At 71.8% G+C, this 16519-nt stretch carries 14 protein-coding genes; 6 read left to right on the top strand and 8 right to left on the bottom strand.

From position 1 onward, the window contains the following. Positions 1-17 precede the first annotated feature (17 nt). The 3 genes from F4554_RS07555 to F4554_RS07545 all read left to right on the top strand — a co-directional run bounded on the left by F4554_RS07555 (position 18) and on the right by F4554_RS07545 (position 3267). Positions 18-1274 (top strand): magnesium transporter MgtE N-terminal domain-containing protein, encoded by a 1257-nt coding sequence (locus F4554_RS07555; RefSeq protein ID WP_179786722.1) that lies wholly within the window; start codon positions 18-20, stop codon positions 1272-1274. A gap of 196 nt (positions 1275-1470) precedes the next feature. Further along, positions 1471-2103: a DUF1003 domain-containing protein gene (locus tag F4554_RS07550; protein ID WP_202889731.1), complete on the top strand. Its 633-nt coding sequence runs from the start codon at positions 1471-1473 to the stop codon at positions 2101-2103. Positions 2104-2112: 9 nt separating this feature from the next. Further along, positions 2113-3267 carry an Mrp/NBP35 family ATP-binding protein gene (locus F4554_RS07545; protein WP_179786721.1) on the top strand — a complete coding sequence of 385 codons (1155 nt, stop codon included), beginning with the start codon at positions 2113-2115 and terminating at the stop codon, positions 3265-3267. 12 nt (positions 3268-3279) lie between these two features. Here the strand turns inward: F4554_RS07545 and F4554_RS07540 are convergent, their stop codons facing one another. From F4554_RS07540 to sigE, 5 genes are all read right to left on the bottom strand, one after another. Continuing rightward, positions 3280-3858, bottom strand: a complete 579-nt coding sequence (locus F4554_RS07540) for a sec-independent translocase (protein ID WP_179786720.1) — start codon at positions 3856-3858, stop codon at positions 3280-3282. Between the two features lie 128 nt (positions 3859-3986). Then, the gene (locus tag F4554_RS07535; protein WP_202889188.1) at positions 3987-5546 is read right to left on the bottom strand and encodes a S1C family serine protease; all 1560 of its coding nucleotides are present in this window, start codon (positions 5544-5546) and stop codon (positions 3987-3989) included. A gap of 58 nt (positions 5547-5604) precedes the next feature. After that, on the bottom strand, positions 5605-6771 hold the full coding sequence (locus tag F4554_RS07530) for a sigma-E factor regulatory protein RseB domain-containing protein (protein ID WP_179786719.1): 1167 nt from the start codon (positions 6769-6771) through the stop codon (positions 5605-5607). 4 nt (positions 6772-6775) lie between these two features. Further along, entirely contained in the window at positions 6776-7426 is a 651-nt protein-coding gene (locus F4554_RS07525) for a zf-HC2 domain-containing protein (RefSeq protein WP_202889187.1), read from the bottom strand. Further along, complete coding sequence (gene sigE / locus F4554_RS07520; protein WP_238341238.1) at positions 7423-8118, bottom strand: RNA polymerase sigma factor SigE; 696 nt, start codon at positions 8116-8118, stop codon at positions 7423-7425. Before sigE ends, F4554_RS07525 begins: the two co-directional genes overlap by 4 nt. 469 nt (positions 8119-8587) lie before the next feature. Between sigE and F4554_RS07515 the strand changes: the two genes are divergently transcribed. After that, the gene (locus tag F4554_RS07515; RefSeq protein WP_179786718.1) at positions 8588-9214 is read left to right on the top strand and encodes an O-methyltransferase; all 627 of its coding nucleotides are present in this window, start codon (positions 8588-8590) and stop codon (positions 9212-9214) included. Between the two features lie 17 nt (positions 9215-9231). Here F4554_RS07515 and glgC read toward each other — a convergent pair whose 3' ends face one another. Beyond that, on the bottom strand, positions 9232-10464 hold the full coding sequence (glgC, locus tag F4554_RS07510) for a glucose-1-phosphate adenylyltransferase (protein WP_179786717.1): 1233 nt from the start codon (positions 10462-10464) through the stop codon (positions 9232-9234). Between the two features lie 48 nt (positions 10465-10512). Between glgC and F4554_RS07505 the strand changes: the two genes are divergently transcribed. Further along, complete coding sequence (locus tag F4554_RS07505; protein ID WP_179786716.1) at positions 10513-11058, top strand: GNAT family N-acetyltransferase; 546 nt, start codon at positions 10513-10515, stop codon at positions 11056-11058. Here F4554_RS07505 and F4554_RS07500 read toward each other — a convergent pair. After that, positions 11031-11507 (bottom strand): MmcQ/YjbR family DNA-binding protein, encoded by a 477-nt coding sequence (locus F4554_RS07500; RefSeq protein ID WP_179786715.1) that lies wholly within the window; start codon positions 11505-11507, stop codon positions 11031-11033. The two genes, F4554_RS07505 and F4554_RS07500, sit on opposite strands and share 28 nt — an antisense overlap. A gap of 82 nt (positions 11508-11589) precedes the next feature. On the opposite strand from F4554_RS07500, the gene glgA reads away from it, so the two are divergent. Then, positions 11590-12747, top strand: coding sequence for a glycogen synthase (glgA, locus tag F4554_RS07495; RefSeq protein ID WP_179786714.1), 1158 nt, complete (start codon positions 11590-11592; stop codon positions 12745-12747). A 274-nt stretch (positions 12748-13021) separates the two neighbouring features. Here the strand turns inward: glgA and F4554_RS07490 are convergent, their stop codons facing one another. Continuing rightward, a complete protein-coding gene (locus F4554_RS07490) occupies positions 13022-16423 on the bottom strand; it encodes a S8 family serine peptidase (RefSeq protein ID WP_179786713.1) in 3402 nt (1133 codons plus the stop codon). Positions 16424-16519: the final 96 nt, after the last annotated feature.

The raw sequence follows: 16519 nt of genomic DNA, 5'->3' as shown, positions 1-16519 counted from the left end.
AAGGGGTAGGACCAGTGGTGAGCGGTACCCCCAGCAGGGTGTTCGTCGCGAAGCTGGCCTCGGCGGTGGTCTTCGACCCGCGTGGTGACCAGGTGGGCAAGGCGCGCGACGTCGTGGTCATGCTCCGTCCGCGCAACCAGCCGCCGAGGGTGCTCGGCCTGGTGGTCGAGGTGCTCGGCCGGCGCCGGATCTTCCTCCCGATGACCCGGGTGATCAGCATGGACGCCGGGCAGATCGTCACCACCGGCCTGGTCAACATGCGCCGGTTCCAGCAGCGGCCCACCGAGACGCTCGCCCTCGGGGAGCTTCTCGACCGCACCGTGACGCTGCGCGAGACCGGTGAGGACGTGACCGTCATCGATCTCGGGATCGAGGCGTCCCGGGCCCGCGACTGGCAGGTGACCAAGGTCGCGATCCTCAAGCGGGGCAAGCGGTTCGGACGCCGCGGTCAGACGTCGGTCGTCGACTGGGACGCGGTCACCGGGCTCGGCCTGGTCGAGGAGTCCCAGGGCGCCACCCACCTGCTGGCGACGCTGGAGAGCATGCGCCCGCCAGACCTGGCGGCGGTTCTGCACGACCTGACCCCCAAGCGGCGTTCGGAGGTGGCGGCGGCACTGGCCGACGAACGCCTGGCCGACGTTCTGGAGGAGCTGCCCGAGGACGACCAGGTGGAGATCCTCAGCGCGCTCGACGTCGAACGCGCCGCCGACGTCATCGAGGAGATGTCCCCCGACGACGCCGCCGACCTGATGGCCGAGCTGCCCCAGGAGACCGCGGACCACCTGCTGCGGCTGATGGAGCCGAAAGAGGCCGAGGACGTCCGGCGCCTGCTGACGTACGAGGAACACACCGCCGGCGGCCTGATGACGAGCAGCCCGGTCGTACTCCCTCCGGACGCGACGATCGCCGACGCCCTCGCCCAGGTGCGCAACCCCGAGCTCACGCCCGCCCTGGCGGCGATGATCTACGTCTGCCGCCCGCCGCTGGAGGCGCCGACCGGCAGGCTGCTCGGCGTCGCCCACATCCAGCGGCTGCTCCGCGAACGCCCCTCCGACCTGATCTCCGGGGTGCTCGACACCGACCTGGAAGCCATGTGGCCGGAGGCGTCGCTGGAGGAGGTCACCAGCTACCTCGCGACGTACAACCTGGTCGCCGCGCCGGTGGTGGACGAGTCCGGCCGGCTGCTCGGCGCGGTGACCGTCGACGACGTGCTCGACCACCTTCTGCCAGACGACTGGCGCGAGCGGTTCGCGGAGGTGACCCGTGGCGGGTGAGGAGCCACGCGAGCCACGCGAGCCCCGCGAGCCCGAACACGCTCGGGACACCGAGCGCCGGCGGGCACTGGAACGCCGCCGGGCGCTCGAACGCCGGCGGGCCAGCGAACGCCGCCGCGACGACGAGCGCCGCAAGGAGAGCGAACGCCTGCGGGAGTCCGACCGTCAGCGCGAGACCGAGCAGCGCAACGAGGAGCTGCGCACCGAGGCCGAACGCCGCTTCCGGGAGTCGGGCGGTGCACGGCGGGACCGCCGGCGGCTGGACACGCCCCGGTCTCCCACCCGGGCGTTCCGTCCCCACTACGACCCGGAGCTGTTCGGGCGGTTCGCCGAGACATTCGCGAGGTTCATGGGGACCGCCCGGTTCATCGCGTACATGACGGTTTTCGTGATCATCTGGGTGACGCTGAACCTCGTCGCGATCTTCGGCCTCCAGTGGGACCCGTACCCGTTCATTCTGCTCAACCTGTTCTTCTCCACCCAGGCGTCGTACGCCGCACCGCTCATCCTGCTGGCCCAGAACCGCCAGGAGGCTCGCGACCGCGTGCAGTACGACCAGGACCGCGACATGAACGTCCGCACCCGCGCCGACATCGAGTTCCTCGCCCGCGAGGTCGCCTCGCTGCGGCTCGCGGTCGGTGAGGTGGCCACCCGCGACTTCCTGCGCTCGGAACTGCGCTCGCTGCTCACGGACCTGGAGGAGCTCCAGAACGACGGCGACGGCGACCACGTGCGTGCCGACACCGCCACCCGGCCGGGGCCGGCGGGCGGGCAGACGTCGCGTACGTCACGCTCCCGGGGTCGGGGCGGCCGGGACGGCAGCCCGTAGCATCGAGGTATGACGGTGCCTAACCAGGAACAACTCCACGCTGCCCTCGGCGGCGTCCTCGACCCCGAGATCCGCCGGCCGATCACCGAACTCGGCATGGTCCGCTCGGTGCAGGTACGCCCCGACGGCACCGCGGAGGTCACCGTCCTGCTGACCGTCGCGGGCTGCCCGATGCGCGAGACGCTCACCCGGGACGTCACCAAGGCGCTGTCCGCGCTGCCCGGCGTGCGCGACGTCGCGGTCACCCTCGACGTGATGAGCGCCGAACAGCGGCAGGAGCTGCAGGGCAGGCTGCGCGGAGGTGGCACCGCACCGGCGAAGGAGAACCCCTTCGCCCGCGCCGACTCCCTCACCCGCATCTACGCCATCGCCTCCGGCAAGGGTGGTGTCGGCAAGTCGTCGGTGACGGTCAACCTCGCGGTCTCCATGGCCGCCCAGGGCCTGAAGGTCGGGCTGCTGGACGCCGACGTGTACGGCCACTCCGTCCCCGCCATGGTGGGCATCGCCGACCAGCGGCCCACCCGGGTCGAAGAGATGATCATGCCGGTGCCGGCGTACGACGTGAAGGTGATGAGCATCGGCATGCTCAAGCCCGGCCGTCAGCACGTGGTCGCCTGGCGCGGACCGATGCTCGACCGGGCTCTCGGCCAGATGCTGTCCGACGTCTACTGGGGCGACCTGGACGTCCTGCTGCTCGACCTGCCGCCGGGCACCGGTGACATGGCCATCTCCGTGGGCCAGCAGCTCGCCAACGCCGAGGTCGTGGTGGTGACCACCCCGCAGGAGGCCGCCGCCGAGGTGGCCGAACGCGCCGGGACGATCGCCTCCATGCTGAACCAGAAGGTCGTCGGCGTGGTGGAGAACATGTCCTGGCTGCCGTGCCCGCACTGCGGACCGAGCCACCGGATCGACGTGTTCGGCACCGGCGGAGGTACGCGGGTGGCGGCCACCCTGAGCGAGCGGTTCGGATACGACGTGCCGCTGCTGGCGGAGGTGCCGCTGGACCCGCGGTTGCGCACCGGCGGCGACACCGGCCGCCCGGTCGTGCTCGACGACCCGGGTGCGGCCGCGTCGGACGTGCTCAGCGGGCTCGCGAAGCAGCTCGCCGACCGCCGGCCGAGCCTGGTGGGGCGGTCGCTGGGGCTGACCCCCACCGCGCGCTGACCCGCTCGGCGCTCAGGTCGCCTCGAGGTCGAAGACCGGACGGCGTTCGGCCGGCCTGCCCGGCTCGCCGTCCGCGTCCTCGGTCCGGTCTGCGTCGGTCCGACCGGATCCGTTGCGCAGGTCGTCGGCTTCGTCCGCGTCGTCGACGTGGACGGAGCCGTTCACCGGGTCAGTGCCGGAGTCCGAGTCGCGGTCGGAGTCGTGGTCGGAGTCGTAACCGTTCGTCGAGTCGGTGTCGTGGTCGTCGGCGGCACCGTTGCTCGTCCCGTTGCGGCTGCTCCGGGAGTCCATGTCCACCCGCAGGTCGTCGCGCAGGTCGAGGTCACGGTCGATGCGCAGGTCGTCCTCGTCCAAGCCGGACAGAACGTGCTTGCGGACGAAGTTGCGGGGGTTGAGGTCGGCGATGTCGAGATCCTCGAACTCCGGCCCCAGCTCGCGGGACAGCTCCCGGCGGGCGTTGTTCGCCATGCCCCGTACCTGCCGGATGCCGCGCGCGGCCTGCCGCGCTATGTCGGGCAGCCGGTCGGGCCCGAAGATGAACAGCGCGGCGATCGCCAGGACGATGAGCTCCGGAGCGCCGATGTCGAACACGGAGCCAGAGTAACCTCCCTCGCTGATCTCCGCGCGGGGCCCGGCAGGCCGGTCCAGGCCCGGCCATTCTCACCTCCCCGCCGGTGGCCGGAGCGGGCGATCGGAGCCGGGTGCGGACTGGCGTACGGTCAGCCGGTCTCCTGACCGAGAGTGACGATCACCTTGTGTTCGTCGGCACCCCGGTCGTAGACCAGCTCCACCCGCTGACCGGGCACGTGGCTGCGGATCTGGACGATCAGATCGTCGGCCCCGGTGACCTTGTGACCGTTGATGACCTTCACCACGTCGCCCTTCTGCAGGCCGGCCCTGGCGGCCGAGCTGCCCGGCTGGATCTCGCCGAGGCGGGCGCCCGGGCCCTGGAAGTTGACGTCCACGACCGCGCCGACCACCGGATACACCGCGTGGCCGGTCTTGATGATCTGGTCGGCGGTGCGGCGGGCCTGGTCGATCGGGATGGAGAAACCCAGCCCGATGCTGCCCTGCTCCTCGTTGCCGCTGAACGGGCTGCGCTGGCTGATCGTCGCGATCGCGGAGTTGACGCCGACCACCTCCGCGCGCAGGTTGACCAGCGGCCCGCCGGAGTTGCCGGGGTTGATCGCCGCGTCGGTCTGCAACGCGTTGATGAACGACATCTCGCTCTGGCCTCCGCCGGCGGTGACCGGACGGTTGCGTGCGCTGACGATGCCGCTGGTGACCGTGCCGGCCAGGCCGAGCGGGGAGCCCAGCGCGACCACCGGCTCGCCCACGCGCACCTTGTCGGAGTCACCGAGCGCCACCGGCCTGAGGTTGCGGATGCCCTTGACCCGGATCACCGCGAGGTCGTACGCCGGGCTGCGGCCCACCACGCTCGCGGTCGCCTCCTGGCCGTCGTTCGTCGTGACCTTGATGCCGTTGCCGCCGGAGGCCGGTGCCACCACGTGGTTGTTGGTCAGGATGTAGCCGTCGTCGCGGAGGACGAACCCGGAGCCGGTGGCCCGTCCCTGCGCGGCGGTCACCGAGATCTGCACGACGCTGGGCAGCAGTGCCCTGGCCACGTTGGCGACGCTCTCCGGCTTGGGGAACGCCGAACCCTTCGAGCCGAGGTTGTCGTCCGGGGCCTGGGGGTCGCTGGTGATCAGCGCCGGCCCCCAGCGCAGCGTGGCGAGCACTCCCGCGGTGGCGCCGAGCGTCGCCGCGAGCAGGACGAGGACGACGCCGACCACGATCAGGACGTTCCGTCGCGGCAGCCGTCCGCGACCGCCGTCGCGGCCCGCCGGGTCACCGGGAGACGGTGCGAACGCCGGCTCCGCCCGGTGCGCACCGTTACGGGCAGCCGGGCGAGCCCACGGCGGCGGGGGTTCGAAGTCGGGACGCTCGGTGGGGTAGCCGGGTAGCCGGGTGGTTCGCTGCGGCGGGACGCCGGGTGGTCCCGGCTGCTGGTGCGGCGGCGCGAACCACGGCGCCGCGGCGGCCCGGGACTGCGGCGAGGGCGGGAAATGCGAGGGAGCCTGGGGCTGCTGCTGCGACGGCTGCGAGGACTGCGGCGGCTGCGAGGACTGCTGGGACTGGGGGGAGGAATGCGGGGAGGGCGGCTGGGCATGCTGGGACAGGTGCGCCGACCACCGCTGGGGCTGCTCGGACCGGGGCGCCTGCGGCTGGGCTCCCGGGCCGGATCGTCCGCCTTCGTACGCCTCGCTGCGCTCCGTCATCCCGGCCCACCCCTCCCTCGTCGAACCCCGCGAGGCGCCCGGCGCGCCCCACACCTCGTCAGTCGAAGGGATTCAACCAGGACACCATCCTGGCGGCGCCTCGGTCCAGTCGTTGCGTCAGGCCAGGTCCTGTGGTGGTCACCCGGTCGCGGGGAAATGCCGCAACCACCGCATCCAGCCCCTGCGGCGTATCGCACACCGCGGTGTAAACCAGGCCGTTGCCGGCCCAGACGGCGTACGACGACAGGCCGTACTTCACGTACACGTCACCGGCATCCGTCGTACGCCTGGTGAAACCGCGCATACCCGCCTCGTCCAGGTCGCCTCGCTGCTCGAACACCGACGTGCTCACCAGGCCGTCGGTGTAGGACAGGTGCAGCCGCGCGCCGTCGCCGGACCGGCGTACGTCTCGCAGTGCGGGGCCGGAGCCCAGCCGGCGTTCGCAGCAGTTCCAGCCCTCCCCGGCCAGCCGGGGGTAGTCGGCCGCTGCCACCACCGGTCCGTCGTCGGCGGCCGGCGTCGAGGTCGCCCGCGCGGGCTGCTCGCGCGATCCACCGGCCGCGGGAGCCGCGCCGAAGTCCAGGTCGACGAACGCGTTGGCCCGGACCAGGGAGCCGTCGTGGTCGTAGAGCTCCCGGCGCACCAGGACGCCGGTCCGCTGGTCGAGCCAGAACCGCGCCGCGACAGCACCGTCGGCGCGGACCGCCTCCACCACGTCGGTCGTACGCCCCGCGGAGTGGCCGGGCGCCGCGAGCCGGAGCTGGTAGCCGCCGGTGAGCAGGCCGAGGCTCTCCACATGGTCACCGGAGGCCACCGACCCGTCCGAACGCGCGTCCGCCGAGCGGTCCACGAAGGCCGTGGAGGTGTCGCCGTGCCCGGCGAAGGTGGTCCCACGGCCGGGGAGGTTGGCGACGTCGACGAGTTCTGAGCTGTCGGCAGCCGACGACCAGACGGCCACGAACTGCGTTCCTCGATAGGCGACCGTGTGGTCGGCCGTCACCGCGCGGTGCAACAGGCGCACCGCCTGCGGATCGTCGGGTGCGCTCGGCGATCCGGGCGGGACCACCCGCGGAACCCGCGCCCCACGGGCACCACCGGCGGCGGACCCGGCCGGCACAGCGCTCGCGAGGAGTACGCCGGCGAGGACCGCCACCACCAGCAGGCGTAGAGCGGTGGCCGACGGCTGGAACGTCAGTGACCCCGGCCGCGAAGGACGGATCGACATGGCGTCACCGCCCGGCCGTTGGCGCGAGGAGCCCCCGATCGAAGGACGCGGTCACGGCACCGGGATCGGACAACGGGACCTCGGCCGCGGAGCCGGCGTGGTCGACGGCGTACCGCTGCACCGGCGGGACCACGCTCACCGGCGGGCCCTTCGGCTGGCCACCGGCGGCGAACGCCACCACGAACGTCATCGTCGCCATCGCCGCGGCCCCCGCCACACCGACCGTGAGCCGGCGCCGATCGCGCCCGGCCGGGTGGCCGCCCCGACGTGGCCGGCGGGTGCCGGGCTGGCCGGGTGGACGGTGTGCGGCGGACGGGCCGGGTCGCGCCACTCGGACCGGAACCCGGACGCCCGCCTGGACCGGCGTACGAGCGAGGCCGCCCGTGGTCGCGCCCGCGCCGGGACCGAGGAGCGGGCGGGAAGCGTCCTCACCGAACGCACCGGCCGGCTCGGCCAGCGCGAGCAGCCCGTCCCCCAGGGACGCCGACGCTGTGGGCGCGGACATCCCGGAGAGCAGTGACTTGACCCGGCGTTCGGCGTCCACCGCGTCGCGGCACTCGGTGCAGTGGGCGAGGTGTGCGAGAGCCCGGTCGCGGGCTTCGTGGTCGAGCTCCCCGTCGACCAGTGCGGACAGGACGGCGCGGTCGTGGGTCACCAGGACGTCCTTTCGGCGGTGACCGTCCTTTCGGCGGTGTCGGCCGTGCCGGCGGACCCGGCGGCGGAAGTGACGTCCGGGACGTCGGAGCCAGTGAAGGCCGCAGCAGCGGCAGCGGTGGCGGGTGCACCCGGCTCGGGCCGGCGCGGCGGCATCCGGTGGGCCAGTGCCTCCCGCAGCTGCGAGCGGCCGCGGTGGATCCGGCTACGGACCGTGCCCAGCTTGACGCCGAGCGTCGCCGCGATCTCTTCGTACGACAGGCCCTCGATGTCACACAGGACGACGGCGGCCCGGAACTCCGGGGGAAGCGCCTCCAGCGCGGCCTGGATGTCGGCGTCGAGGTGGCGGTCGTCGTAGGCCTGGGCCGGGCTGGGCTCCGAGCCGGGCAGCCGCTCGGGCGCGTCGTCGGGCAGCGCGTCGAAGCGGATCCGCTGCCGGCGGCGGGCCAGGTCGAGGAAGAGGTTGGTGGTGATGCGGTGGAGCCAGCCCTGGAAGGTGCCGGGCGTGTAGGTGGACAGCGACCGGAAGACCCGGACGAAGACCTCCTGGGTGAGGTCCTCGGCGTCGTGCCGGTTGCCCGTCAGCCTGTACGCGAGCCGGTAGACCCGCGAGGAGTGCGTGCGGACGATCTCGTCCCAGGACGGGGGCGTCCAGGTCTCTGCCGGCACCGTGCCCGCGAGATTGTCGGCCATCGGACCACCTCCCCCAACTTCCACCGGCGCCGGGGCACTCCCGCCGCGGTATCGTCCATCCGTCGTCGGCCCGCACGCTGCGGGCGACACTCCGCCGCTGGTCCGGCGGTGCCCTCCCATTGTCCCTGCGGGTCGGCCAAAACGCCTCGGATCCACCCCTGGTCTTAGCCCCTTCTTAGCTTCGGGAACCTCAGGGTTTGTCCCTTACCAGGACTCAGGGTGCCGGTCGGATGTGTCCGTCAGGTCACGCCGTCGTCACCAACCGCCACCCGAATGCGCCCCGGCGCGCCGAACCGCGACCGAACCGCGACCGAACGACGACCGAACGACGACCAAAACCGTCCTGACCAGGCGTTGGAGACAGATTCCGGACGGGAGGGGGCTAGGCTTCCACCCGGACCGGATCTCTGCGAACGACGCGCCGCCCGGACGTGCGCGCCGTGCCACCAAGGAGGCAGTTATCTCCACGATGAAGCCCGACACCTGGGCCTACGCCGAGGGTTTCGTCGCCGAGGACGACGTGCTCGCGAAGGCCCGGGCACGCGCCGCCGAGGTCGGGGCGAGTCCCATCGGACAAGGTGGCGGGGCGGCCCTGCGGTTCCTCACCTCCGTGCTCCGCGCCCGGACCGTCGTCGAGATCGGCACCGGCTGCGGGGTCTCCGGCATCTGGATGCTGCGCGGCATGCGCCCCGACGGCACGCTCACCAGCGTCGACGTCGAGGCCGAGCACCAGCGGCTGGCGCGGGAGTCGTTCCAGGACGCCGGGATCGCCTCCCAGCGCACCCGGCTGATCACCGGCCGCGCCCTGGACGTGCTCCCCCGGCTCACCGACGGCGCGTACGACCTCGTCTTCTGCGACGGGGACAAGAACGAGTACGCCGAGTACTACGAGGAGGCGCTGCGCCTCCTGCGGCCGGGCGGCGTCGTGGCCATCGACAACACGCTGTGGCACGACCGGGTGGCCGACCCGGCGCAGCGTGACCCGGTGACGGTCACGATCCGCGAGCTCGGCAAGCGGATCCTGGACGACGAGCGGGTGGTCCCGGTGCTGCTGCCGGTCGGCGACGGTCTCCTCTGCGCCACCAAGCGCCCCTGACCCGGTTCGCGGCCCGCTCACTGGTTGTCGAGGATCCGGCGGCCCTTGCCCAGCACGGTGATGCCGCTGTCGGTGACGGTGAAGCCGCGGGCCAGGTCGTGTTCGGGGTCGACGCCGATCCGCGCTCCGTCCGGCACCACGATGTTCTTGTCCAGGATGGCGCGCCGGACCACCGCTCCCTCACCCACGACGGTGCCGTCGAGAATCACCGCGCTGCTCACCTCGGCACCGCGCAGGATGCGGGTACCCGGCGACAGGACTGACTGGTCCACCCGTGCGCCCGCGATGATCGAGCCCATCGACAGAATCGACTCCGTCGCCTGCCCGCCCTCGACCAGCTTGGCGCCGGGCAGCTGCGGGAAGCTCGTGAAGATCGGCCACTGCGTGTTGTAGAGGTTGAAGACCGGCTCGATCGAGACGAGGTCCATGTGGGCCTCGTGGTAGGAGTCGAGGGTTCCGACGTCGCGCCAGTAGCTGCGGTCGCGGTCGGTCGTTCCCGGCACGTCGTTGTCGGCGAAGTCGTAGACCTGCGCCTCGCCCTTGTCGGTGAGCATCGGGATGATGCTCCCGCCCATGTCGTGGACCGAGCCCTCGTCGTCGGCGTCCATTCGCAACGCGTCCAGCAACACGTCGGTGGTGAAGACGTAGTTGCCCATCGACACGAACGTCTCGTCCGGGTTGTCCGGCAGGCCGGGCGGGTTCGCGGGCTTCTCCAGGAACGCCCGGATCGACCGCCCGTCGGGGTGGGTCTCGATCACGCCGAACGCCGAGGCCTGGTCGCGCGGCATCCGGATACCGGCCACCGTGACGCCCGCGTCACCGGCGATGTGCGCCTCGACCATCTGCTCGACGTCCATCCGGTAGACGTGGTCGGCGCCGAAGACGACGACGTAGTCCGGCTGGTCGTCGTAGATGAGGTTCAGCGACTGGAAGATCGCGTCGGCGCTGCCCTGGTACCACCGCGGCCCGAGGCGCTGCTGTGCGGGAACGGGCGTGACGTAGTTGCCGAGCAGGGTCGACATCCGCCAGGTCAGCGACACGTGCCGGTCGAGCGAATGCGACTTGTACTGCGTCAGGACGCAAAGTCGGCGGATACCACCGTTCACGAGGTTGGAGAGTACGAAGTCGATGAGCCGGTAGGTGCCGCCGAAGGGCACGGCGGGTTTGGCGCGGTCAGCTGTCAAAGGCATCAGGCGCTTTCCCTCGCCGCCCGCCAATACGATCCCGAGTACCCGCGGTTCCTTACCCATACCGGCACCCTAGTCTTCACCGATTACGCACGCGTCACAATGGGCGCCATGCCTGATCTGGTCACCCCCACGCCCGCGGTGCGGGTCTCGTTCCTCCAAGCCATGCAGGAGTTCCTCACCGAGGGGCGGGGCACGGTGGAGGACAACTCCATGATCGGACGGGAGTTCCGGGAGTACGCGGCGGTGTGGTCGACACCGGACGGCTTCGCGGCGTACGTCGCGGACCTGCGTGCCGCCGGCCGGGAGGAGACGCCGCGGCCGAACGGCTTCGTACCCTCCACGACGCTGTGGTACGTCGACGGCGAGGAGTATCTCGGCAGGCTGGCGATCCGGCACCGGCTGACGCCGTTCCTGCTCGAAGTCGGCGGACACATCGGTTACGACGTACGCCCCAGCGCCCGGCGCCGGGGACACGCGACGGCGATGCTGGCGGCGGCGCTGCCGACGAGCCGCCATCTCGGGATCGACCCGGTACTGGTCACCTGCGACACCGACAACGTAGGGTCGCGAAAGGTGATCGAGGGCAACGGCGGCGTGCTCGAGGACGAACGCAACGGCAAGTTGCGTTACTGGGTGCCGACCTCGGGGTCCTGAGGCTTCTGGGCCTCCCACCGGTCGAGTTCGGCGACCAGTCGCTTCGGGGCGATCTGCCGGTAGGCGTCCGTCACGATCTCGGCCACGCGGTCCCAGTCGACGTCCACGTCGAGGTACACCCCCAGCCAGCCGCGGTGCCCGACGTAGGGCGGTCGGAAGAAGCTGTCCGGCTCGGCCTCGACAAGCAGCCGCTGCACACCTTCCGGCGCCGCGGCCCAGAACCCGAGCCGGTCGTCGTGGTGGTGGTCGGCGTACATCACGAACACCTTCTTGTCCCGCACGAACCACGTCGGCTCGCCGTGGCTCGGGCGTTCGGTGACCTCGGGCAGGGCGGTGCACAGCACCCGCAGCCGCACCAGGTGGTCGTCGCCTCTCGGTTGCTCGGTGTTCGGGTCGCCACGCGGATCACTGCGCGGATCACTGCGCGAACTGCCGTAATCCCGGGTCATCCGCCGATGATGCCACGGCCTGGCGCGGTCACCGGGCAACCGAGGGCTTCGCCCCGGCGCGGACGGGTCGTAGAGTCCGGACATGCGAGTCGCGATGCTCACCCGAGAGTTTCCGCCCCAGGTCTACGGCGGCGCCGGCGTCCACGTCGACTACCTCAGCCAGGCCCTGCGTGCCCTGGTCGACCTCGACGTCCACTGCCTGGGTGTCCCCCGCGACGGCGCCGTCGCGCACAGCGAGGACGACCCGCGTCTGGCCGGCGCCAATCCCGCTCTGCGGATCTTCGCGGCCAACCTGGAGATGGCGGCCGGAGTCGAGCGGGCGCAGGTGGTCCACTCGCACACGTGGTACGCCAACCTGGCCGGCCACCTCGCCAAACTCCTCTACGGCATACCGCACGTGGTCACCGCGCACTCCCTCGAGCCGCGCCGGCCGTGGAAGGAGGAGCAGCTCGGCGGCGGCTACCGGCTCTCCTCGTGGGCGGAGCGGTCGGCCTACGAGAGCGCGGACGCGATCATCGCGGTCAGCGCGGCGATGCGGGCCGACGTGCTGGACTGCTATCCGGGGGTGGACCCCGGCCTGGTCCGAGTGATCCCGAACGGCATCGACACCGTGCAGTACGCCCCCGACCGGCGTACGGATGTGGTCGACCGCCTGGGCATCGACCCCGGCCGGCCGAGCGTCGCCTTCGTCGGGCGGATCACCCGGCAGAAGGGGGTCCCGCACCTGCTGCGCGCGGCCGCCGACTTCGACCCGAAGGCCCAGCTCGTGCTGCTCGCCGGCGCGCCGGACACCCCCGAGCTCGCCGCGGAGTCCGCGGCCGCCGTCGACCGGCTGCGGGCCGAGCGCGACGGAGTGGTGTGGGTGCAGGAGATGCTGCCGCGCGAGGACGTCATCCAGGTGCTCACCCACGCCACGGTGTTCTGCTGCCCGTCGATCTACGAACCGCAGGGCATCGTCAACCTGGAGGCGATGGCGTGTGAGACGGCCGTCGTCGCCAGCGCGGTCGGGGGCATTCCCGAGGTCGTGCAGGACTGCCGGACCGGGCTGCTGGTCGACTACGACGAGGCCGACCCGGTCACGTTCGAACGCGGCCTGGCGGAGAAGGTCAACACGCTGGTCGCCGATCCGGACCGGGCCGCGGCGATGGGCCTGGCCGGACGGGCCCGGGCGGTCGAGGACTACGGCTGGGACGCGCTGGCGCGGCGGACCGCTGAGGTCTACGCCGCACTGATCGGCTGAGCGGCTGACCGGAAAGCCGGCCGCAAGAAAAAGCCGGAGCAGGCGCATGATCGGCCTGTCCGGCTGAGGAGACCCGATGCCGCTCGCCGCCGGGTCGAGCGGCACCGGGCGTCTCCACTGGCGATCCGGATCGACATGGCGCGTACGGGGGTGGGTGGTCCGTTCCGCCGCGTCGATGTCGTCTCCGTCGCTCGCAGCCACATCTACCCCGCCCTCGCGGGAGCCGAAACCACCCGGATCAAAATCGGTGGAATTCGGCTCCCGCGAGCTGGGGTCACTTCCCGACGGCGTACGCGTGGTGCACGGTCAGCTCGGCGGTGTTGCCCTGCGTGTCGACCGCTTTGGCCCGCAACGAGACGTAGCCCGACCGGTGCTGCGCCGGTGGCACCAGGACCACCCAGCGGTCGCCCCGCTCGTGCCGTACCAGCGCCCGCCGCCAGGACTTTCCGTCGTCCCAGGAGACTCCGGCCGTCAGGGTCTTCGTCCGGCCGGCGTTCGACCTCGCCTGCGGGGTGACGGTCACCGGGACCAGGGTCGCCCGGTGCTGGTGGTCCTGGTTGAGCTGGTCCAGCCTCGGGGCGAACCGGATCGCCGACAGCGGCAACGCAACCCCGTGCTCGGCGTCACCGGCGTGCCGAGAGGAGAAGGTCCACGTGGCGGCGACCATCGTGGACAGCCTGGAGTACGTCGGCCTGGTCGCGGTGACCTCGAGCCGGTAGTCCGCCTTCGCCCGGGGCACGGTCACCCAGTCGTCGAGGTAGCCGGGCTCGGCCGACTCGGCGATCTTGTTCCCGTCGCGGTAGAGCCGGGTCCGCGCGGTGTCCACCAGGGACCCGCCCAGGTGGTCGGTGGCGTCGGAGTACACCGGGAGGTTGACCAGAAGGTCGTCGCCGTACCGCCCCACGGACGGGCCCCACGAGTCGTTCGGGAGCGTCGGCCCGAACACCGCGGAGTTCCACCGCTCCCGGTACTCAGCACCCGCACGGTAGCTGCGATCGGGCGAGACGAGCAGGGTCTGGTCCTCCGGCCAGCCGTCCTGGTCGACGGCGAACTCGGAGAACTCGGTGGACCAGGTCGTCGGACCGGGGTCGAGGTAGCTCGTCACCTGGTTCGGCAGGTCCAGTATCAGGCCGGCCGACGAGCTGGACGCGCTGGGATCGGCCGCGCCGAACACGTACCGGGAGGCCTGGCGTCCCGGCTGCTGGCGGGCGAACCGGGAGACGACCTTGCCCAGTTGGCTGTCCTTCACGTCGGCGCGACGGAAACCGGTGAAGAACCGCCCGGGGAAGGTGTTCAGCAGCCCGTAGAAGTACGGGCTGCTGGTGAAGTAGCCGTCCTTGCCCGGGACGGCCCACTGGCTGCCAAGGGAGGAGGACATCCCCGCGACCGCACCCTTGGGGCCGAGCTGGCCGGTGTAGAGACCGTCGAAGGAGTCGGCCCAGAGCGAGGAGCTGATACCCGCGACCGGTCCGCTGCGGTCGTAGGCGATCGCGACCAGTGCCGGGCGTACCGACGAGCGATGCACCGTGGTCGACACCCGCCGGCCGATGCGGGCGTCGGCGTCGATCGTGGTGTTCCGGGTCAGGGTGACGGTGGGCTGGACGAGCATGACCCATGTCGGGTCCGACGACTCGAAGCTGGTGACGTCGGCTTCCAGTACGTACTTCCCCTTCGGCAGCCTGATCTTCGCGTTGCCGTCGGCGCCGGGTTCGGGGCTGAGGAAGGCGTCGCTGTCGAGTCCGACCAGCGTGTCGAACGCTTCGGCGGTCGCCTTGCCCTGCCGGTCGCGGTGCCTGATCGTGAGGTCGTAGCTCTCGACCTCCTTCTCCACCCCGAGCGGCGTGCCGAGCGAGACGCCGGCCGGCCCGGTGGCCACCAGCCGCCCGCTGTACGCGCCGTCCGGGCCGTTGTGCCGGGTGTCGGAGGTGACCGACACCGAGGCCGACCCGCCGGCCGGAACGGTCACCGAGGCGGCGCTCAGCCGCATCGCCGAGGCGGGTGCGGGCCGCCCGTCGGGACTGGTCAGCTCCACCTTCAGGGCGAGGGTGACCGCCTTCTCGGCGGTGTTGCGGTAGGTGACCTGCCTGGTCACCGGCTTGTCGTCGGCGTGCGGCCAACGCGCGACGCCGAACGACAGGCTGACGGGATCGCCGAGCACCGTCTGGGTGATGGCCTTGGCCACGTCCACCCGGCCCGAACCCTGTTCGTAGACGGACAGGCCGGGGTTGGACTTCGCCGAGGAGGTCAGCACCGGCTTGAGCCGGGACGCCTTCCAGGTCGGGTGCTGCTGAGCCAGCAGGGCGACCGCTCCGGCCACGTGCGGGGTCGCCATCGAGGTCCCGCTCAGGCGTACGTACTTGTCGCCCACCGGGTCACCCAGCTCGGTGCCGGCCGCCCTGGCGGCCACGATGTCGACGCCGGGCGCGGTGATGTCCGGCTTGATCCCGCCGTCACCGAGGCGCGGGCCCCGGCTGGAGAAGTCCGCGAGGTTGTCCTGCTTGTCCACGGCACCGACCGTAAGCGCGGCCTCCGCGGAACCCGGCGACTCGATCGAGTGGTCCTCCGGCCCGCTGTTGCCGGCGGCGATCACGAACAGTGTGCCGGTCTGGCTGGTCAGCGTGCCGACGGCCGACTCCAGCGGGTCCTCGCCCGGGGTGTCGCTCCCGCCGATACTGATGTTGACGACGGTGGCCTTCTGCGCGGCGGCCCACTGCATGCCGGCGAGGATCGCGGACTCCTCGCAGCCTTCGTCGACGCACACCTTCCCGTCGAGCAGCTTGGCGTCGAAGGCGACGCCCTTGTACTTGCCGTTGGAGGCCTTCGCGGTGCCCGCGATGATGGACGCCACGTGGGTGCCGTGACCAACTTGGTCACCGGCCGGGCCGCCGGCGAAGTTGCGGGCCAGCTTGACCTGGCCGGCGAGGTCGGGATGGGTGGCGTCGATGCCGGTGTCCAGAACGCCGACGGTCACGCCCTTGCCCGTGTAGCCGGCCTTCCACGCGGCGGGCGCGCCGATCTGCGGCACGCTCTGGTCCAGAGCCGGATGATGTACGCCGTCCAGCCAGACCTTGGCGATGCCGGGCCCGAACGTCCGGGCACCCGGTCGCGGCTGCACGTCGGCCCAGAACCGACCGGCTCGCTTCTTGTCCACGGTGAGCGCGGCACCGTCGACGGCCGGCAGCGTACGCACCTGCCGGGCACCCGCGGCCGCGAGCTGAGCCCCGGCCGACCGCGCGGAGGCAGCCGGGTAGGTGACGATCAGCGGGACGGTGCCGCGGTGGGCGTCGTCGTAACCGGACCTGACCAGGCCGGTGACGTCGAACAACCGCCGGTCGAGGCGGCCGGATCCGAGGGCGGCGAGCGCGTCGGACGGGATGACGTAAAGGTGCCCGCCGACCCGGCGGGTCGAGAACCTGATCTTCTTCCGGCCCTCTCCGGGCACGATCGCCACCGAGGTGGCGTCGGCCTTCGGGAGAAGGACCCGATCGCCGGTGACCAGGGTCACCGAGACGGGCCGGGCCCGGGCGCCGGTCGCGCGCTGGTGGGCCGGCCGGTCGCCTGGCCGCCCCGGAGAGCCGGGCGTCCCCGCCCAGCCGGCCGGACCGATCGCCGTGACCAGGCCGGCCACGAGGCCACCAACGGCCAGCGCCCGGAAGCGATGTCTGGAAACGCTCATGCACAGACCTCCCCCTTGACGGCACGGGGGGCCGGGGGCACCGAGCCGAGCCACGGCGCCCCCGAGATCTGAAGTGGTGGACCTTCCCCCGTGTCA

It is taken from the genome of Actinopolymorpha rutila, assembly GCF_013407855.1.
In the GTDB taxonomy this organism is placed as follows: domain Bacteria; phylum Actinomycetota; class Actinomycetes; order Propionibacteriales; family Actinopolymorphaceae; genus Actinopolymorpha; species Actinopolymorpha rutila.
The sequence above is the reverse complement of the archived record's forward strand: the minus strand, read 5'-3'. Positions and strand labels throughout refer to the sequence as shown.